Annotated in this window: 10 protein-coding genes; 8 read left to right on the top strand and 2 right to left on the bottom strand. The window is 70.2% G+C overall.

Translation table 11 applies throughout. The annotated features are described in order from the left end of the window. The first annotated feature begins 15 nt into the window (after positions 1-15). Positions 16-645, top strand: a complete 630-nt coding sequence (locus tag F3H57_RS15150; protein ID WP_149756762.1) for a nucleoside/nucleotide kinase family protein — start codon at positions 16-18, stop codon at positions 643-645. On the opposite strand, the gene F3H57_RS15145 is transcribed toward F3H57_RS15150, so the two are convergent. Continuing rightward, a complete protein-coding gene (locus tag F3H57_RS15145; RefSeq protein WP_149756761.1) occupies positions 642-1,670 on the bottom strand; it encodes a histone deacetylase family protein in 1,029 nt (342 codons plus the stop codon). The two genes, F3H57_RS15150 and F3H57_RS15145, sit on opposite strands and share 4 nt — an antisense overlap. 140 nt (positions 1,671-1,810) lie before the next feature. Between F3H57_RS15145 and gfa the strand changes: the two genes are divergently transcribed. Then, positions 1,811-2,434 carry an S-(hydroxymethyl)glutathione synthase gene (gfa, locus tag F3H57_RS15140; RefSeq protein WP_149756760.1) on the top strand — a complete coding sequence of 208 codons (624 nt, stop codon included), beginning with the start codon at positions 1,811-1,813 and terminating at the stop codon, positions 2,432-2,434. A gap of 10 nt (positions 2,435-2,444) precedes the next feature. Here the strand turns inward: gfa and F3H57_RS15135 are convergent, their stop codons facing one another. Then, positions 2,445-3,839, bottom strand: coding sequence for a phosphomannomutase (locus F3H57_RS15135; protein WP_149756759.1), 1,395 nt, complete (start codon positions 3,837-3,839; stop codon positions 2,445-2,447). A gap of 138 nt (positions 3,840-3,977) precedes the next feature. Between F3H57_RS15135 and F3H57_RS15130 the strand changes: the two genes are divergently transcribed. From F3H57_RS15130 to F3H57_RS22805, 6 genes are all read left to right on the top strand, one after another. Continuing rightward, positions 3,978-4,949, top strand: a complete 972-nt coding sequence (locus F3H57_RS15130) for a KpsF/GutQ family sugar-phosphate isomerase (RefSeq protein WP_149756758.1) — start codon at positions 3,978-3,980, stop codon at positions 4,947-4,949. Further along, positions 4,946-5,173 carry a hypothetical protein gene (locus F3H57_RS15125; protein WP_149756757.1) on the top strand — a complete coding sequence of 76 codons (228 nt, stop codon included), beginning with the start codon at positions 4,946-4,948 and terminating at the stop codon, positions 5,171-5,173. Before F3H57_RS15130 ends, F3H57_RS15125 begins: the two co-directional genes overlap by 4 nt. A gap of 130 nt (positions 5,174-5,303) precedes the next feature. Then, the gene (locus tag F3H57_RS15120; protein ID WP_188129706.1) at positions 5,304-7,790 is read left to right on the top strand and encodes a calcium-binding protein; all 2,487 of its coding nucleotides are present in this window, start codon (positions 5,304-5,306) and stop codon (positions 7,788-7,790) included. Positions 7,791-7,942: 152 nt separating this feature from the next. Beyond that, positions 7,943-10,657, top strand: a complete 2,715-nt coding sequence (locus F3H57_RS22810; protein ID WP_149756755.1) for a M10 family metallopeptidase — start codon at positions 7,943-7,945, stop codon at positions 10,655-10,657. 186 nt (positions 10,658-10,843) lie between these two features. Beyond that, positions 10,844-14,086 (top strand): choice-of-anchor L domain-containing protein, encoded by a 3,243-nt coding sequence (locus F3H57_RS15110; RefSeq protein ID WP_149756754.1) that lies wholly within the window; start codon positions 10,844-10,846, stop codon positions 14,084-14,086. Positions 14,087-14,613: 527 nt separating this feature from the next. Next, entirely contained in the window at positions 14,614-16,884 is a 2,271-nt protein-coding gene (locus F3H57_RS22805; RefSeq protein ID WP_262504518.1) for a VWD domain-containing protein, read from the top strand. The last annotated feature ends 78 nt before the right edge of the window (positions 16,885-16,962 follow it).

The following is a 16,962-nucleotide window of genomic DNA, read 5'->3' as shown; positions in this document are numbered from 1 at the left end:
GGGCAACGAGAGGCGATGACGCAGACGGTAACCCAGGACGCGCTCGCTCAGCGCATCGCGGCCCTTCCACCGGGGCGCCGGATCATCGCCATCGTCGGTGCGCCGGGATCGGGCAAGTCCACCACCGCAAGCAAGCTGGCGGAGGCGCTCAATCGCGACAGCCCCGGCCGTGCCGCGGTGCTGGCGATGGACGGCTACCATTATGACGACCGACTGCTGGTGCCCCGCGGGCTGCGCCCCCGAAAGGGCGCGCCGCACACCTTCGATGTCCCGGGCCTCGCCCACATGATCGCGCGCCTGCGCGACAACGCGGAGGACGAGATCGTCGTGCCGGTCTTCGACCGCGAGATCGAGATCGCCCGCACCGGCGCCGCCGCGATCCCGTGCAGTGCCGATCTGGTTCTTGTCGAGGGCAACTACCTCCTGTTGCAGGATCCGCCCTGGGACCGGCTCGCGCCGCTCTTCGACCTGACCGTCCTGATCGACGTGGATGAGGGGGAGCTGCGCCGCCGTCTGTCCGCGCGCTGGGAAGGGCACGGGCTCAGCGACGTGGAGATCCGCGAGAAGCTCGAAGAAAACGATCTGCCGAACGGCCGCACCGTGATTGAGCGCAGCCGCCCGGCGGACCTGCGCCTCGTGCCCTAGGCGTCGCTCTCTAGCCAACCCTCGAGGAACGCCGCCATCGCCGCCGTCAGGCTGTCCGACAGGTAGCCGCCCTCCTGCACCAGCACCGTCGGATAGCCGGCCTCCCGGATCATTCGTGCCGCCCGCGTGAAGCCCGCATCGCCGACGCGCATCCCCTTGAGCGGATCGTCGCGATGGGCGTCGAGCCCGAGGCTCAGCACCAGCGCGTCCGGCGCGAACGCGGCGATCCGCTCGAGGCCCACGCCGATGGCCGCGCACCAGTCCTCCTCCTCCGTCGTCGCGGGGACGGGCAGGTTCAGGTTGAATCCCTCGCCCTTCCCGCGCCCCGTCTCTTCCGCGTAGCCGGTGAAGAAGGGGTAATAATTCGCCGTGTCGGTGTGGACCGACACGAACAGCACGTCTCCGCGCTCGTAGAAAATGTCCTGCGTGCCATTGCCGTGATGGGTGTCGATGTCGAGCACGGCCACCCGCCCGTGCCGGCTGCGCAGCCGCTCTGCCGCGATGGCCGAGACGTTCATCAGGCAATGGCCGGCCGCCACCTCCGCGCTGGTGTGGTGCCCCGGCGGACGGGAGAGCGCGTAGGCGGACCACGCCCCGTCCAGCACCGCGTCCGCAGCGGCGAGCGCGCAATCGGCGGCGCGCTGAGTCGCCTGCCAACTTCCCGGCCCGATCGGGGCCGACACGTCGCCCGCGTGCCATCCGGCGCGGCCCACGAAGCTTTCGGGATAGCGTTGCGTGCCAAGCCGGGGAAAGGCGTTGGGGATCACCTCCTCTGATGCGCCGGGCAGGGTCTGCCACGTCTCCCACGCGGTCTGAAGGAAATCCAGAAAGCGCGGCGTGTGCACCGCTTCGTACGCCGCGCGATCGAAGGCTGGCGGCTCTTCGGTGGTGAGGCCGGCCTGGTCCAGCGCCGCGCGCAAGAGCCGCGCGCGCTCCGGCCGTTCGGCGTTCTGCTGCACCCGTCCGTTGGTCAGGCGGAAGGACGGGTCGTGCGCTTCGGTCTCGGGGGCGTAGAAGCAGCGCATGGGACGATCTCCGGCATCGGCTCAAGGTCAGAGAACGCGCCCCGCGCGCTTCGGTCAACCGTGCGTGTCCCGCGCCGGCTTCAAAGCCGGCGCCGGGCACGCTAGGAGGGCGGAACAGCGAACGCCAGAGCGAGGGCCAGATGCGATTTCTCTCCACATTGTTCGGCTCCGAGTCCGACGTGACCGAACGGTTTGACCATGTCGCGCTGCACCCTCTCTTCGATGCAGGCCTGCCGGAGCGGGCCGAGAATTTCCCCGGCAGTGCCCTGCGCTGTCACTGTCCCGAGGACCGCGTTGTGATCGAGGTTGCGGCGCAGTCGGTCCACCCGCATCTGTGCGGCTGCACACGCTGCTGGAAGCCCGTGGGCGCGCTCTTTTCGCTCGTCGCCGCGGTTCCGCGCGGGAAGGTCACGATCATGCAGAACGAGGACAAGCTGGAGGTGGTCGATCCCTCCGTACCGATCCTGCGCCATGCCTGTACTGGCTGCGGCGTGCACATGTTCGGGCGGATCGAGGACGAAAAACATCCGCTGCACGGTCTCGACTGGGTGCATCAGGAACTCGCCGATCTGGCCGGATGGTCCCGGCCGACCTTCGCGTCCTACGTCTCGTCGATCATCGAAGTCGGGGTTGAGCCGGACCGCATGGCCGCGGTTCGTGCTCGGCTGACCGAGCTGGGCCTCACCGCTTACGATTGCTGGCCGCCCGAGATCATGGACCAGGTGTCCACATGGCGCGCGCGGATGCGCGGCGTGCTGCTCTGACCCGCCGGGCTCAGCCCTTCAGGGCAGCTGCGAGCGCGGCGATGTGGCGGGCCACCAGCGCCTCCGCCCTCTCTGCCGTTGCCGCCTCGGCGTAGACGCGTGCCTCGGGCGCGTTGCCCGACGCGCGCAGGTGCACCACCTCGCCCGATCCGAACGACACGCGCAGCCCGTCGGTCAGATCGATGGCCGATTCGGGGCTGCCGGCGTCGAAGATCTCGGCACGCCGCCCCGAATCTTCCGCCAGCGCGGCAAGGAAGGCCGTGGAGGCGTCGCTCGGCACGTCCTTGATGCGGTCAGCGGCGGTGAAGCGCGGCGGCAGATCCGCGACGAGTGCCGCGATCCCGCCCGCCTCGCGCGCGGCGGCGAGCGGGGCAAGGATCGGCAGCAGACAGTCGCGGGTCATCAGCGGCGCCAGCGGTCCGGCCGGCCCTTCGGCGGCAAAGCCGAGGAGGAACCCGCCATTCGGCTCGTAGCCGACCACCGGGGCGGCGGGGTCCGCGCTCAGCACCTCTTCCATTGCCGCGATCACGAACGGCGATCCGATGCGCGTGCGCTTGATCGCGGAGAAGTCGGGCATCTCCGTGATCATCGAATTGGCCGAGACCGGTGTGCACAGGATCTTCGCCCCCAGCGCCCGCGCCGTCAGCGCGCCCAGGACATCGCCCGGCACCACGCGGCCGGTGGCATCGGCCAGCATCGGGCGGTCCGCGTCCCCGTCGGTCGAGATCACCGCGTCGAGCCCATGCTCGCTGCACCAGCCGGCGAGCATCGCGCGCATCTCGGGCTCCAGCGCCTCGGTGTCCACCGGCACGAAGCTGTCCGACCGGGCCAGCGCGACGGCGGTGCCGCCGAGCGCCTCGACCACCTCCACCATCACGTCGCGCGCGACGGAGCTGTGCTGGTAGACCCCCACGCGAAGCCCGTGCAGCGCCTCTGGCCCGAAGGCGGCGGCATAGCGGTCGCGGTAGCGGTCAATCGCGCCGGGATCCTCCGCCAGCGGCGCGTGGGCCGCGTCGGGCGCGCCGGCGCCGAGCGCGGCAGTGATTGCCGTCTCGTCGGTCTTGGCGATCTCCCCGGAGGGGACATAGAACTTCAGCCCGTTGCGGTCGGCGGGGATGTGGCTGCCGGTGACCATCACCGCGCCTTCGCCGGCGTCCATCGCCGCGAGCGCCAGCGCCGGTGTCGGCAGCACGCCGCAATCGGTGGCCCGGACCCCGGCGCCGCGCAGCGCGTCGATCACCGCGCCGGCGATCGCCGGGGAGCTGTCACGCAGATCGCGCCCAACATGCACGCCGCCGCCCACAGGGCAGGCGGCGAGAAAGGCGCGGACGTAATCGGTGACGAGCTCCGGCGTCAGCTCCGTCGCGAGGCCGCGCAGGCCGCTCGTGCCGAACTTGGGGGACATGGGGGCCACTCCTGCAAAATGGGGTCGGCGACGTGATGCGCCATCCCGCGTGTGCGCTCAAGCCCCCGCTTGCCGCCATTCCGCTTTGCGGCCGCGTTTGCTATGCCCGCGAGCACATTTCCGCGAAAGGTGCGCCCCATGCCCGACACCGCCTCCGAATTCGACGCCGCCGCCAGCGCACGCCGGGTCCTCGCGCTCGAGGCCGAGGCGCTGGGCGCGCTGGGCGACGCGCTACCGACGGATCTGCCGGCGGTGGTCGATCTGTTCCTGGGGCTGACGGGCCGCGTGATCGTCTGCGGCATCGGCAAATCGGGGCATGTCGGGCGCAAGATCTCAGCGACGCTCGCCTCGACCGGCACGCCGTCCTACTTCGTGCACGCCGGGGAGGCGAGCCACGGCGACCTGGGGATGATCGCACCGGGCGATGCCTGCCTGATGCTGTCCAACAGCGGCGAGACGGCGGAGCTGGCCGACGTCATTGCCTATTGCGCGCGCTTCGACATTCCCGTCATCGGCCTGTCCTCGCGGCCGGATTCGACGTTGATGCGGGCGGCGTCGCTGCGCCTGACCCTGCCGCCGACGAAGGAGGCTTGCCCGATCGGCATGGCGCCGACCACGTCGACAACGCTGATGATGGCGCTCGGTGATGCCATCGCCGTTGCGCTGATGACCGCGCGGGGCTTCGAGACCCGGCATTTCCGGGACTTTCATCCGGGCGGCAAGCTCGGGGCGCAGATGATGCGGGTGTCGGACCTGATGCACGGTCCGGACGCGCTGCCGCTGGTCGATCCCGACACCCGGATGACCGAGACGATGCTGGTCATGTCGGCCAAGGGCTTCGGCATCGCCGCGGTGGTGGCCGAGGACGGGAGGCTATTCGGCGTCGTGACGGACGGCGACCTGCGGCGGCACATGGAACATCTGTCCTCGCGCACCGCCGGGCAGATCGCCACGCGTCATCCTGTGACCGTCACGCCCGACGAACTGGCCGCGGGGGCGCTGGCCCGGCTGAACGAGCGCAAGATCTCCGTGTTGCTGGTGGTCGATGACGACGGACATCCGCAGGGCGTTCTGCATATCCACGACTGCCTGCGCGCTGGCGTGGCATGATCGCGCGATTGGTGCTGGCAGAGGTGTTGTCCGCCATCTCCGTCGGATCGGCGCAGCCGGGCCATATCTGCCGGGCCGGGGGCGCGAAGACCGAGCTTCCCGGCGGCCTCTGCGACCGCTTCGGCGCGCGGCGGGCCGCCGCCGGGCACGGGCAGCCGACGGCCTGCGTCCTCGTGGCCGAGGCCGAAAGCCCGCAGCGCATCGTCGCGCTGCCAGGTCGCTGAGCGGGCCGCCCGCATCAATTTGAGATGTATTGCGGCGATTGTTCGCCGTTCCGCCCCAATCTTCCCCCAGCAGTGTCGCCGCGCCCCGGCATTGCCTGTCCCGTGGGAAAATTTGGGGTGAGGGCGGGCCATGCCGGTCTCTTTCAGCGCTTCGGGCCGCGAGTCCGGGGGCGGGTTCGATGTGCCGGCCGGTCCGGTCTCGATGAGCGCCGTTCTGGACGGTGGCGCGGTCCGCATCGCGGTCGCCGACGACGTCCATGGCGGCACGGACATGCTGTCGCCGTCCGGTGGCGGTCTCGCCCGTACCGGCGGCACCGACTGGCACACGCCGGCCAGCCGCGTGGCGCTCGCGGTCGAGGGTCATGCCGGCAGCCTGCCGCAGGTGGTGATCGACACCGCAATGGCGCATCTCGCCGCCGGCGGCGGCAGCGGGCAGAGCGCCTACCTGGACGAGGGCGGCCTCGCCGCCGACCGCGCGACCGTGATCGCGGCCGAGGCCGGCGGCGGCACCTATCTCTACGTCGCGCCGGCGGACGGGGCTGGCATCACAGGATTCTCCCTCTCGGCGGCGGGGCGCCCCGGCGAGCGACAGACGACGTCGGACAACGGTGCCCGGTACCTCGACGCGGTCGCCGACCTCGCCGTGGTGGAGACGGGGCAGGGCACGTATCTTTACGCGGGTTCGGCCACCGGAAACGGCATCAGCGGTTTCCGAATTGGCGCGTCCGGTCGTCTCGGGGCCGAAGCGCATGTCGGCGCCGAGGACGGATTGCCGGTCCAGACCGTCTCCGCGCTCGCCCCGGCTGAGATCGGCGGCGTCGCCTACCTGATCGCCGGGGCTTCGGGCTCGTCGAGCCTGACGGTCATGCGTGTGCGGTCGGACGGCGAGCTGGTGCCGACCGATCACGTCCTCGACACGCTGGACACCCGGTTCCAGGGGGTCGGCCACGTCGAAACGGTAACGGTGGGCGGGCATGTCTTCGTCGCCGCCTCCGGTATGGACGAGGGCCTGTCGCTCTTCCGGCTGACGGTGGAAGGCAAGCTTGTCCATGTCGAGACGCTGGAAGAGACCGGGACCGGCATGCTCGACGATCTGGTCGCGCTCGCGGGTGTGCCGACAGCGACCGGCGCGGTCTTCGCCGGCCGGGCCGAGGGGCAGGTGGGCGCGGGGATCTTCACGCTCGATCTCGGCACGGTCGGCCGTGTGGCGCGTGCCGATTCCGGCGCGCTGACGGGGACCGCCGGCGCCGACCTTCTGTCGCTGGTCTCGGGCAGCGGCACGATCGACGGCGGCGCGGGCGACGACGTGCTCTTCGACGGGCCGGGCAGCGACGACTTGCGCGGCGGCGCCGGCGCCGACACCTTCCTTCTGCGCCACGACGGGCGGAGCGACCGGATCGCGGACGTGACCCCCGGCCAGGACCGGATCGACCTGTCGCTGTGGCCGTTCCTCTACACGCTCGACCAGATCGACGTGAGGGAGACGGGCACCGGCGCCATCCTGCGCTTCGCGGGCGAGGAGCTGGTCCTGACCAGCGCCTCCGGCACGACGCTCAGCGCGGCGGACATCGCGCGGCTGGTGACGCTGGAGACGAGCCGCGCGCCGGTCACGCTCGGCCCGGTGCAGACAGCGGAGCCCGCGCCCGCGCCCGATCCGTTCCCGGACACCGTGCCCGGCCCGGTCATGCCCCCCGACGCCGGCGGCTTCGACGGTGACGATCCGGATTTCGAAGCGTCCGACCCCGACCCCTCGCCGCAGCCGGTCGATGACGGCAACCGCGGCGAACGGCTCGAGGGTACCGAGGCGGGCGACCGCCTGACCGGCACTGCCGGCGACGACACGCTGCTGGGGCGCGGTGGGCACGACACGCTCAATGGCGGGGCGGGCGACGACGTGATCGCGGCCTCGCATGGCAATGACCTCGTCCATGCCGGCGACGGGCGCGACAATGTCGGCGGCGGCCGTGGCAACGACACGCTGAACGGCGGAGCGGGGCGGGACACGCTGGGCGGCGGTCACGGCGACGACAGCATCGACGGGGGCGGCGGCCATGACGTGATCGCCGCCGGCGCCGGCAACGACCGGCTGCAGGGCAACGGCGGAGACGACACCATCGGCGCCGGCTACGGCGACGACCGGGTGCAGGGCAATGCCGGCAACGACGACCTCGGCGGCGGCACCGGGCGCGACGTCCTGTCGGGCCATGACGGCGACGACCGGCTCGGCGGCGGCGAAGGCGACGACACCGTGAAGGGCGGCAACGGCAGCGACTTCCTGGCCGGCGGCGGGCGCAACGACCGGCTGGAGGGCGGCGCCGGCGCCGACACGCTGAACGGTGGCGAGGGCGACGACGTGCTCGAGGGCGGCCTCGGTGCCGACACCTTCGTGTTCAACCGGATGACGCAAGGGGAGCGGGACGTGATCCTCGATTTCCAGCCGGACCTCGACACGCTCCTGATACGCGGCATCGCCGGACAGGGCGCGGCGGGCAAGTACTCCGCGCTCGAGATCGAGGCCGCGCAGGGCGGGGCAAAGGTGATCTACGACGGTCACGCCATCGTCCTGGATGGCGTCGCGCCAGGCGCTCTCGACCAGCAGGACTTTCTATTCCTTTGAAAATTGGCCGGCAATGGCGGCCGCATGCCGCAGCCAGACCACGAATTGGCCAGAATGCGCGGCGAAAAATCCCCCGATGAACTGAAATCTGACCTGCCTCGGCGCGCACCCGGGCCGGGCGGTCCGAAATGGGACGACAGGCGACAAGCTTCATGTGCACCATTTGCGACTCTCGCGATTACATCCTCCGCAAGGCCGCGCTCGGCCAGGACATCGACGACATGACGGGCGCGGCCACCCTCGGCCTGGTGGCCGAAACGCTGCCGGCCACCGGCGCGGCAGAAGAGGCGGACGCGCCGGCCGGCACGGGTACCGGATACGCGGTCTCGGTGGACGGCATCTTCGAGGGCGAGATCGCCACCGGCAGCGACACAGACTGGATCAGGGTCGAGCTGGAGGCTGACGAAACCTACGTGCTGCTCGCCTGGGGCACGGGAGGCGAATACGCCGGGCTGAACGACACGGTGTTGACCCTGCGCGGCGCCGACGGCACCGAACTGGCATTCAACGACGACATATCCGGGCATGGTAACGCCTTCTCGGCCATCACCTACACCGCGGTGCACGGCGGCACCCATTTCCTCGAGGTCGCCTCGTACGATACCGAGACCGGGACCTACCGCGTCGTCGCCACGCCCGAGGAGGTGAGCGCCGAGACCGCGGCAGTGTTCCTGACCGAGTACGAATGGGGCGCGCCGATGCCGCTGCGCTTCGACCCCGGTCCGAGCGGGGTGCTGACGGTCAGCCTCACGGGGCTGACCGAGGCCGCCCAGACGCTCGCGCGGTGGGCGCTGGAAGCCTGGGAGAGCGTCAGCGCGCTGAGTTTCACGGAGGTCACTGGCTCCGCCGACATCACCTTCGACGACGAGAATTCCGGGGCCTTCGCCGGGCCCGACGCCTATTGGCTGTCGTCGGGGATCAACACGCGGTCGAGCGTCAATGTCGGCAAGGAATGGGTCGCGGATTACGGGACGACCTACGACAGTTACAGTCTCGAGACCTACCTGCACGAGATCGGCCACGCGCTCGGCCTCGGTCACATGGGTCCCTATTCCGGTTCTGCCATCTTCGGTACCGGCAATATCTTCGCCAATGACAGCACGCTGTTGTCGGTGATGAGCTATTTCCACCCGGACGAGAACCCCAACGTGGCGGGGGACCACGTTATCGCGCTGACGCCGATGCTGGCGGACATCCTGGCGATAGAGGCGCTCTACGGCCCGGCGGAGGCGCATCCCGGCGACACGGTCTGGGGCGCCAATTCCAACGTCGGCGGTACGCTCGGCACCGCCTTCGGCATCCTTTACGACAGTGAAAGCGCACCGGCCTCGTTCTGGAGCAGAGGCCGCGTGACCTTCACGATCCACGACACCGGCGGCGACGACCTACTGGACCTGTCGACCGTGACCGAGGCACAGCGGATCGACCTGCGCAGCGGGGCGGCCTCGGATGCCGGGGGCGTCGCGGGCGGGCTGGTGATCGCCACGACCACGGTGATCGAGGCGGCGCGCACCGGCAGCGGCGACGACTGGCTGCGGGGCAACAGCGCCGACAATCGGCTCGATGCCGGGGCGGGCGACGACACAGTGCTCGGCGGCGCCGGAACCGATGTCGCGGTGTTCGCCGCGACGCTGGCGGGCGCGACCGCCGTGGAGGAGGGGGCCGGCGTGCGCGTGACCTCCGCTGCGGGCAGCGACTATTTCGAGGAGGTTGAGCGTTTCGCCTTCTCCGACGCGACCGTGTCTTTGTCGCAACTGCTGACCGCGGCGGCGCCGGAGCCCGAGCCGGAACCTGCGCCAGAATCCGGCCCGACACCGCAACGTGAGCCGTCCCTGGAACCTGCCCCCGCGCCGGAGCCAGTGCCGTCCCCGGAGCCCGAAGCGACCCCGGAGCCCGATCCGGCGCCGGACCCGGAGCCATCTCCGGAACCTGCTCCTGCGCCGGACCTAAGCCCGACGCCGCAGGTGGTGGTCGAACCACCGCTCGGATCGGACCCGGCGGACAGCGGCGGCGCCTCCGGCGGCCGACGGATCGCCGGAACCGACGGCGCAGACACGCTCACCGGCACGGAGGGTGACGACACGATTCTGGGTGGAGAGGGACTCGACAGCCTCTTCGGCGGCGGCGGTGACGACGAAGTGGCGGGTTCCGGCGGAAACGACACGATCCACGGGGGCGACGGAAACGACAATATCGGCGGCGGCTTCGGCGCGGACGGGATCCATGCCGGTGACGGCAGCGACACCGTTGGCGGTGGGCGCGGCGAAGACACGATCTTCGGCGGATTCGGCCACGATATCGTCAACGGCGGCTTCGGCGCGGATGAACTCGACGGCGGATCCGGCAACGACACTTCCGGGGCCGGCGATGGTACGGACCGTGTGCGCGGCGGTGTGGGCGACGACAGCCTTGGCGGCGGCGGCGGTATCGACACCTTGTCCGGTGGGCGCGGCAACGACCGGATCGGCGCAGGCGACGGCGACGACCTGGTCGATGCGGGCGACGGCGCCGATTTCGCGGCGGGCGGCGCCGGAAACGACCGGATCGATGGCGGTGCCGGCGCCGACACGCTGAACGGTGGGCTTGGCGACGACACGCTGATCGGCGGCAGTGGCCGCGACGTGTTCGTCTTCAACAACCTGACGGCCGCGGAGCGCGACGTCATCGCGGACTTCGATCCCGGCAGCGACCTGCTGCGTCTGAGCGGCATCGACAACGCACCGGGATCGGGGCACGCGGGGTATCTTGACGCGCTTTCGCCCGCCGCGGTCGCCGGGGGTACGTTGCTGAGCTACGGCGGGCACGAGATCTTCTTGACTGACGTGTCGCTGCCGGAGCTGGGTCCGGAGGACTTCGCCTTCTCCTGACCGGAGCGCTGTGGCGGCTCGGTCTCGGTCGGGGCCTTTCGGAACCGGGCCGCCGCCTTGCCGTTTGACAGCGTCGCGCGGGCCTTCCTACCGTTCCGGCAATCGCCCGCGCCGGGAGACAACCCCGCCGGCCGCGCCCGCGGGCCCGGCCGCAAAGCGGGCCCGGGGCAGAGCGGTGAGCGAGACATGGCAACGATCGACGGGACCAACGGGACCGACACGCTGGACGGCGTGGCCGGGGAAAGCAACGTGCTCAGCGGACTCGGCGGTGCCGATCTCCTGACCGGGCGGGACCGGACCGACTTCCTCTTCGGCGGCTCCGGCGACGACACGCTCTCGGGCGGTGGCGCCGGAGACTTCATGCAGGGCGACGCGGGCGACGACACCTTCCTGCTCGGGCCCGGCGACGACGTGATCCACGGCTTCGCGCCTGCGGGCAGCGAAACCGTCGGCAGCGACGACCGCTCGCGCGACTTGATCGACGCTTCGGGTCTCAGCTTCGCGGACGGCGCGAGGGACGGCCTCTCGGTCGCGTTCTCGGGCGCCGGGGCGGGCACGATCCGGCATGCCGGCGATCGCCCGGAGGGCGAGTCCTCCTATAGCGTCGACTTCAGCGGGATCGGGATTCTGATCGCCACGGACCTCGACGACTCAATCCTCGGTGGCGAGGGGGCGGAGACGATCCTCGCCGGGGCGGGCGACGACACCGTCTTGGCCGGCGCCGGCGGTGGCGACATCTCGGGCGAGGCCGGCGACGACAGCATCGTCGCGGGCGCCACCGACGGGGTCTATTCCGGCGGGCTCGGCGCCGACACGCTGTCCGGCGCGGAGGTCGGCGCCGCGATGGAGCTGACGCTCGACGCGGGGGGAAGGGGCAGTTTCACAGCCTCGGGCCAGACCAGCAGCTTCTCCGGCTTCGAGGCGTTCGTCGGATCGGACGAGGGCGACAGGTTCATTGGCAGTACAAGTGGCGACCGGTTCGAGGGCGGCGCGGGCGACGACGTCATCTCCGGTGGCGGTGGCACCGACGTCGCGGTCTTCGACGCCCGCGCCGTCGAGGCGCAGTTCTTCGTGACCGAAACCGGCGATTACCGCGTGGTCACGCCCGATCTGGGCGACGACCTTTTGCGGGGGATCGAGCTTTTCGAGTTCGCCGACACGACCCTGACGCTGGAGAACGTGGCGCTGATCGCCGAACCGGCGCCGGAGGACGACGGCGGCGCGGACCGCCCGGACGACGGCGAGGAGGACGACCGGGAGGAGGATGGCGAGGACGGCGGCACGGCGGTCTCGGGCAATCCGTCCATCGGCACCGGGATCGAGACCCGCAGCGACCGCGGCATCGCCGCCGCGATCTTCGGCGAGGACGGTATCGACCCGACGTCCATCGACTATGCCGGCGCCGGGGATGCGATCGCGCTCCTGCCGGGCGGGTTCGAGATCTCGGACGGAGAGACGGCGGTCTTCATCGAGAGCGGCATATTCCTGACGAACGGCGGCGGCCCGGGCACGGAGAACACCGAGAACGGCTTTTCCGTCGATCTCGGGGAGCCGGGCGACGCGCGTCTGACGGCCACGGCCGCTGCCGCCTTCCCGGAAGCGGGCAGCACCAACGACGCTGCCGTCGTGACGCTGACGGTGGACGGCTCCGAGGTGCCGACGGGCACGCTGGCGCTCGATCTCTTCTTCGGGTCGGACGAATATCCCGAATATGCCGACAGCGCCTTCGTGGATATCGCCGCAGTCTACGTGAACGGCGTGAACTATGCGCTTTTTGCCAACGACCCGTTGCAGCCGCTGGCGATCGTGGGTGACGCGATCAACACGCCGGGCAACTTCTTCGACAACCAGGAAGGCGCCTTCAACACCGAATACGACGGATTCTCGACCCTGCTCACAGTGCTGCTTCCGATCGCGCCGGGCCTCAACGAGATCGTCATCGGCATCGCCGACACCGGCGACTCGGTGCTCGATTCAGGGCTTTTCGTCGGCGACGCGGAGGCGACGGACATCGATGCGACCGGCAGCTTCGTGAACGTCATCGGCACCGGAACGGCCGATGCGCTCCAGCTCAACGCCGCGCCGCAGATCGTCGCGATGAACGGAGGCGCCGATACCGTCACCGGCAGCGCTGCGGGTTTCGACCGCGACATCATCGAGGGCTGGAGCGACAACGACCTGCTCGTGGTGACCGGCGATCTGGATCCGGACGAGATGCTGACCGAGGTCACGGCCTCCGGCCTCGAGATCGGCTTCGACGCCAACGGTAACGGCATACCCGAGGACGTGTTCACCCTGCTGGGCGATTTCGAGCTCGCCGAGGTGATCGTCACCGAGACCGGCGCGGGCCTCGAGATCCGCACGACCGGTGTGCGCCCCGCCCCCCCGGTGATCGAGACCGGGACGGCGCGGAGCGAGCGTTTCTTCGGCGCCACGGGCAACGACGAGATCGACGGCGCCGGCGGCAACGACACCATCGCCGGGGACGAGGGCGCCGACACGCTGCGCGGCGGCGCCGGCGACGACAGCATCCTCGGCAGTTCCGGCATGGACCGGATCGAGGGTGGTGAGGGAAACGATGCGCTGCGTGGCAACGACGATGCCGACGTCGTGCTGGGCGGCGCCGGCGACGACACGCTTTCGGGCGGGGTGGGGGCGGATTCGCTCTACGGTCAGGACGGCGACGACGTCATCGCCGGGGGCGCCGGGGCCGACACGATCGGGGGCGGGGCCGGCGGCGACCGGATCGACAGCGGCGCCGGTGACGACTTCATCGGCGGCGGCAGCGAAGGCGACCGCATCTTCGCGGGCGCCGGCCGGGACACCATCGGTGGCGGCGACGGCGACGATTTCGTCGTGGGCGGCGCCGGGGCTGACGTGATCGCCGGGGGCGCCGGCGACGACGAACTCGACGGCGAATACGGCAACGACGTTGTCGCCGGCAGCTACGGCGAGGACTTGGTGTTCGGCGGGCGCGGTGACGACAATCTCGGCGGCGGCGCCGGGCGGGACACGCTCATCGGCGGTCTGGGAGACGACACGATGGGCGCCGGGCGGGGCGATGACAGCCTTGCCGGCGGTGCGGGCGACGATTTCGTAGCCGGCGGCGGGCGCAACGACGTACTGGTCGGGGAGGACGGGAACGACACGCTGAACGGCGGCGCGGGCGACGACACGCTCACCGGTGGAGCCGGAGCCGACCTCTTCGTGTGGAACGGCATGGGATCGGGCGATACCGACATCGTCACCGATTATGCGGCCGGCGAGGATACGCTCCTGCTGATAGGCGTCTCGCCCGTGAGCTTGTCCTTCTCGCAGATCGTGCTGGGCGGAACTCTCTACGCGGTGGCCGAGGTCGGCGATCAGAGGATCCTGTTCGAGGGCCTCTCGGTCGAGGAGATCGGGCAGACGGATTTTCTCTTTATCTGAGGGGGCGGGCTCAGGATCTGCCTGGGCTCCGAGGCCCGTTGACCGGGGCGATCCCGGCGCACTAACGTCGCGTCATCGGGAGCCCGCGTGCCACTTGGGTTGGCGCGGCCATCGTCGGGTATTCCGGACTTTTCCGTGCTGTACGGCATGGCAGGATAGCACGAAGAACTGGCCGAACTGGACCCGCCCAATGCTCCGATCGCGCACAGCCGACACGTTCCGCCTGATCCCGCACGGACAGGCCGGCCATCTTTCCATTGCTGTCGGGGTGGCAGAGGCGGGCGCGAAGTATCCGGCACGGGCGGTCCCGACGGACGCTTCGCGACCGGGTGGCGTCCCGCCTGCCTGCTATGGCCGGATGGCCGGGTTCGCGTGCGTCCTGTGGATGCAGGACAGGATCGTGTTCTGACGAACGTCCCGCGTCCCCGTGACCTGCGGGGGCGTGGCCGGGCGGGGCGCCACCGGGGGAGATTTCCAGGCGCAGCCGTCACCTTAGAAACCCACCGAATTACCAGGGAACCAAGACCATGCTTTTCGAAAATCCGGATCTCGACTCGCTCGACGACTTCCTTGCCTGGGCCAGCCTCGCCGGAATCGCCGTCGGCTTCACCGGCAACGAGGCGCTGGAGGACCTGGTCACGTCCGACTTGACCACGGTGACGGTCGGGGAGTATCGCGCATTGCTGGATGCGGCCGAGGCCAATCTGGCCAGTGCCGACTTCAGCCAGCTCGAGGCTATCCTGCCGTCGCTCGAACAGAGCCTGCGGCAGTTCGTTACCGATGAGACCGTGCCCGACAACACCGATGTCGATACGGTCATCAACCAGATCCTCGATCTCTTCAACGAACTTGTCTCGCGCGATTTCTCGACCTTCACGCAGGCCTTCGACGCGATCCGCGAGTCGCTGGCCGGGCTCGACGATTCGGTCCTCCTGGCCGAGGCGTTCGACATCGATCCGGGCGAACCCGCGGAGCCGGGCGAACCGGCAGAGCCCGTCGAACCCTTCGATCCGTTCGGAATCCTCGACCTGGTACTGCCGACGCTGCCGGATGATCTGCTTGTCGGCTGGGCCGCGGGCGATCCGCACCTGCAGACACTCGACGGCGTCGGTTACGACTTCCAGGCGGTCGGCGAATACGTCCTGCTGCAAACGGCGGATGGCGGAGACTTCCAGGTCCAGGCCCGGATGGAGCAGGCCGGCCCGAACGCCTCGCTGATCTCGGCGGTCGCGACCGAGGTGGACGGCAATGCCGTCCAGATCGACGGCACCGACGAGAACCCGCTGAGCATCGGTGGCGAAGTCGTGGTGCTCGAGGACGGCGAGGGGATCGATGTCGGCAACGGCGCGATCTTCCGCACCGGCAACGAGTATCGCATCGTCTACCCGGGCGGGGACGGCGTCGTGAACAACGGCGACAGTCAGGTGATCGTGCGCGTCTCCGACGGGCGGGTCGATGTCGACCTGCGCCTCAACGACGAACTCCTCGGGTCGCTCGAGGGGCTGCTTGGGGACGGCGACGGCAACCAGGACAACGATGTCGCCCTGGCCGACGGCACGCCGCTGGCCCGCCCCTTCGCCTTCGCGGATGTCTACGGGCAGTACCGCGACGACTGGCGGGTCGGCGAGGCCGAGAGCCTCTTCACCTATGACTCGGGCGAATCGAATGCCGGCTTCTACGACGCGGCCTTCCCGGCGGCTGAAGTGTCGATCGACACGCTCGATCCCGCGGTGCGGTCCGCGGCCGAGGAAGCAGCCGAGGCGGCTGGCCTGACGCCGGGCACGGCGGCGTTCGAGAATGCCGTGCTCGATTTCGCCCTTACCGGCGACGAGTCGTTCCTCGACTCCGCGGCCTCCGTGCCGCTGGTGCAGACCGGCACCGACGGCAACGACGTGCTGACGGGCGGTGCCGGTGACGACAACCTAAGCGGCGGTGCCGGCGACGACCGGGTCGACGGCGGCGCGGGCGACGACAACCTGTCGGGCGGACCCGGCGATGACGGGGTGATCGGCGGCGCCGGCGGCGACGTGATGACCGGCGGGGCCGGGAACGACAACATGGCCGGCGGCGACGGCAACGACGACGTGCGCGGCGGCGACGGCGACGACTTCATGGGTGGCGGCCTCGGCAGCGACTTCATGCTGGGTCAGGCCGGCGACGACACCATCGGGGGCGGGTTCGGCAACGACACGATCAATGCCGGCATCGGCGACGACGTGGTCGCGGGCGGTGCCGGGGACGATGTCATCAACGGCGGTGCCGGCGACGACGTCATGGGCGCGTCCTTCGGCGACGATACCGTGGACGGCGGCGTCGGCAACGACGATCTCGGCGGCGGCACCGGGCGCGACGTCATAGATGCCGGCGACGGCGACGACAGCGTCGGCGGCGGCGAAGGCGACGACACGATCGACGGCGGCGACGGAGACGACTTCCTCGCCGGCGGCGGCCGCAACGACAGTATCGAAGGCGGTGATGGCGCGGACGTGATCAACGGCGGCGACGGCAACGACACGATGGATGGCGGCGACGGCGCCGACGTCTTCGTCTGGAACGAGGGCGATGCCGGCGCGACCGACGTGATCCTGGATTTCGAGGACGGCATCGACTCGATCCGCCTCACCGGGGTCGAGAACGCGCCCGGTAGCGGCCTTCAGGGCCGGGTCGATGCGCTGATGATCGAGGACGCCGTGATCGACGGCGAGGCCGGCGCTTCGCTCACCTACCAGGGCCAGACGATCCTGATCGAAGGTGTTGCCGCCTCCGACCTGACGGTGGACGACTTCGATTTCCTCTGAAGCGGCGCGCTCCGCAACCAGGAGGGGCCTCGCTCGGGGCCCCTCCTCTCGTTACGCGGGATATGCTCGTGCGGCAGC

Origin of the sequence: Roseivivax sediminis, assembly GCF_900112685.1 — a bacterium.
GTDB lineage: Bacteria > Pseudomonadota > Alphaproteobacteria > Rhodobacterales > Rhodobacteraceae > Roseivivax > Roseivivax sediminis.
This window is presented reverse-complemented; position numbering and strand designations above follow the sequence as displayed.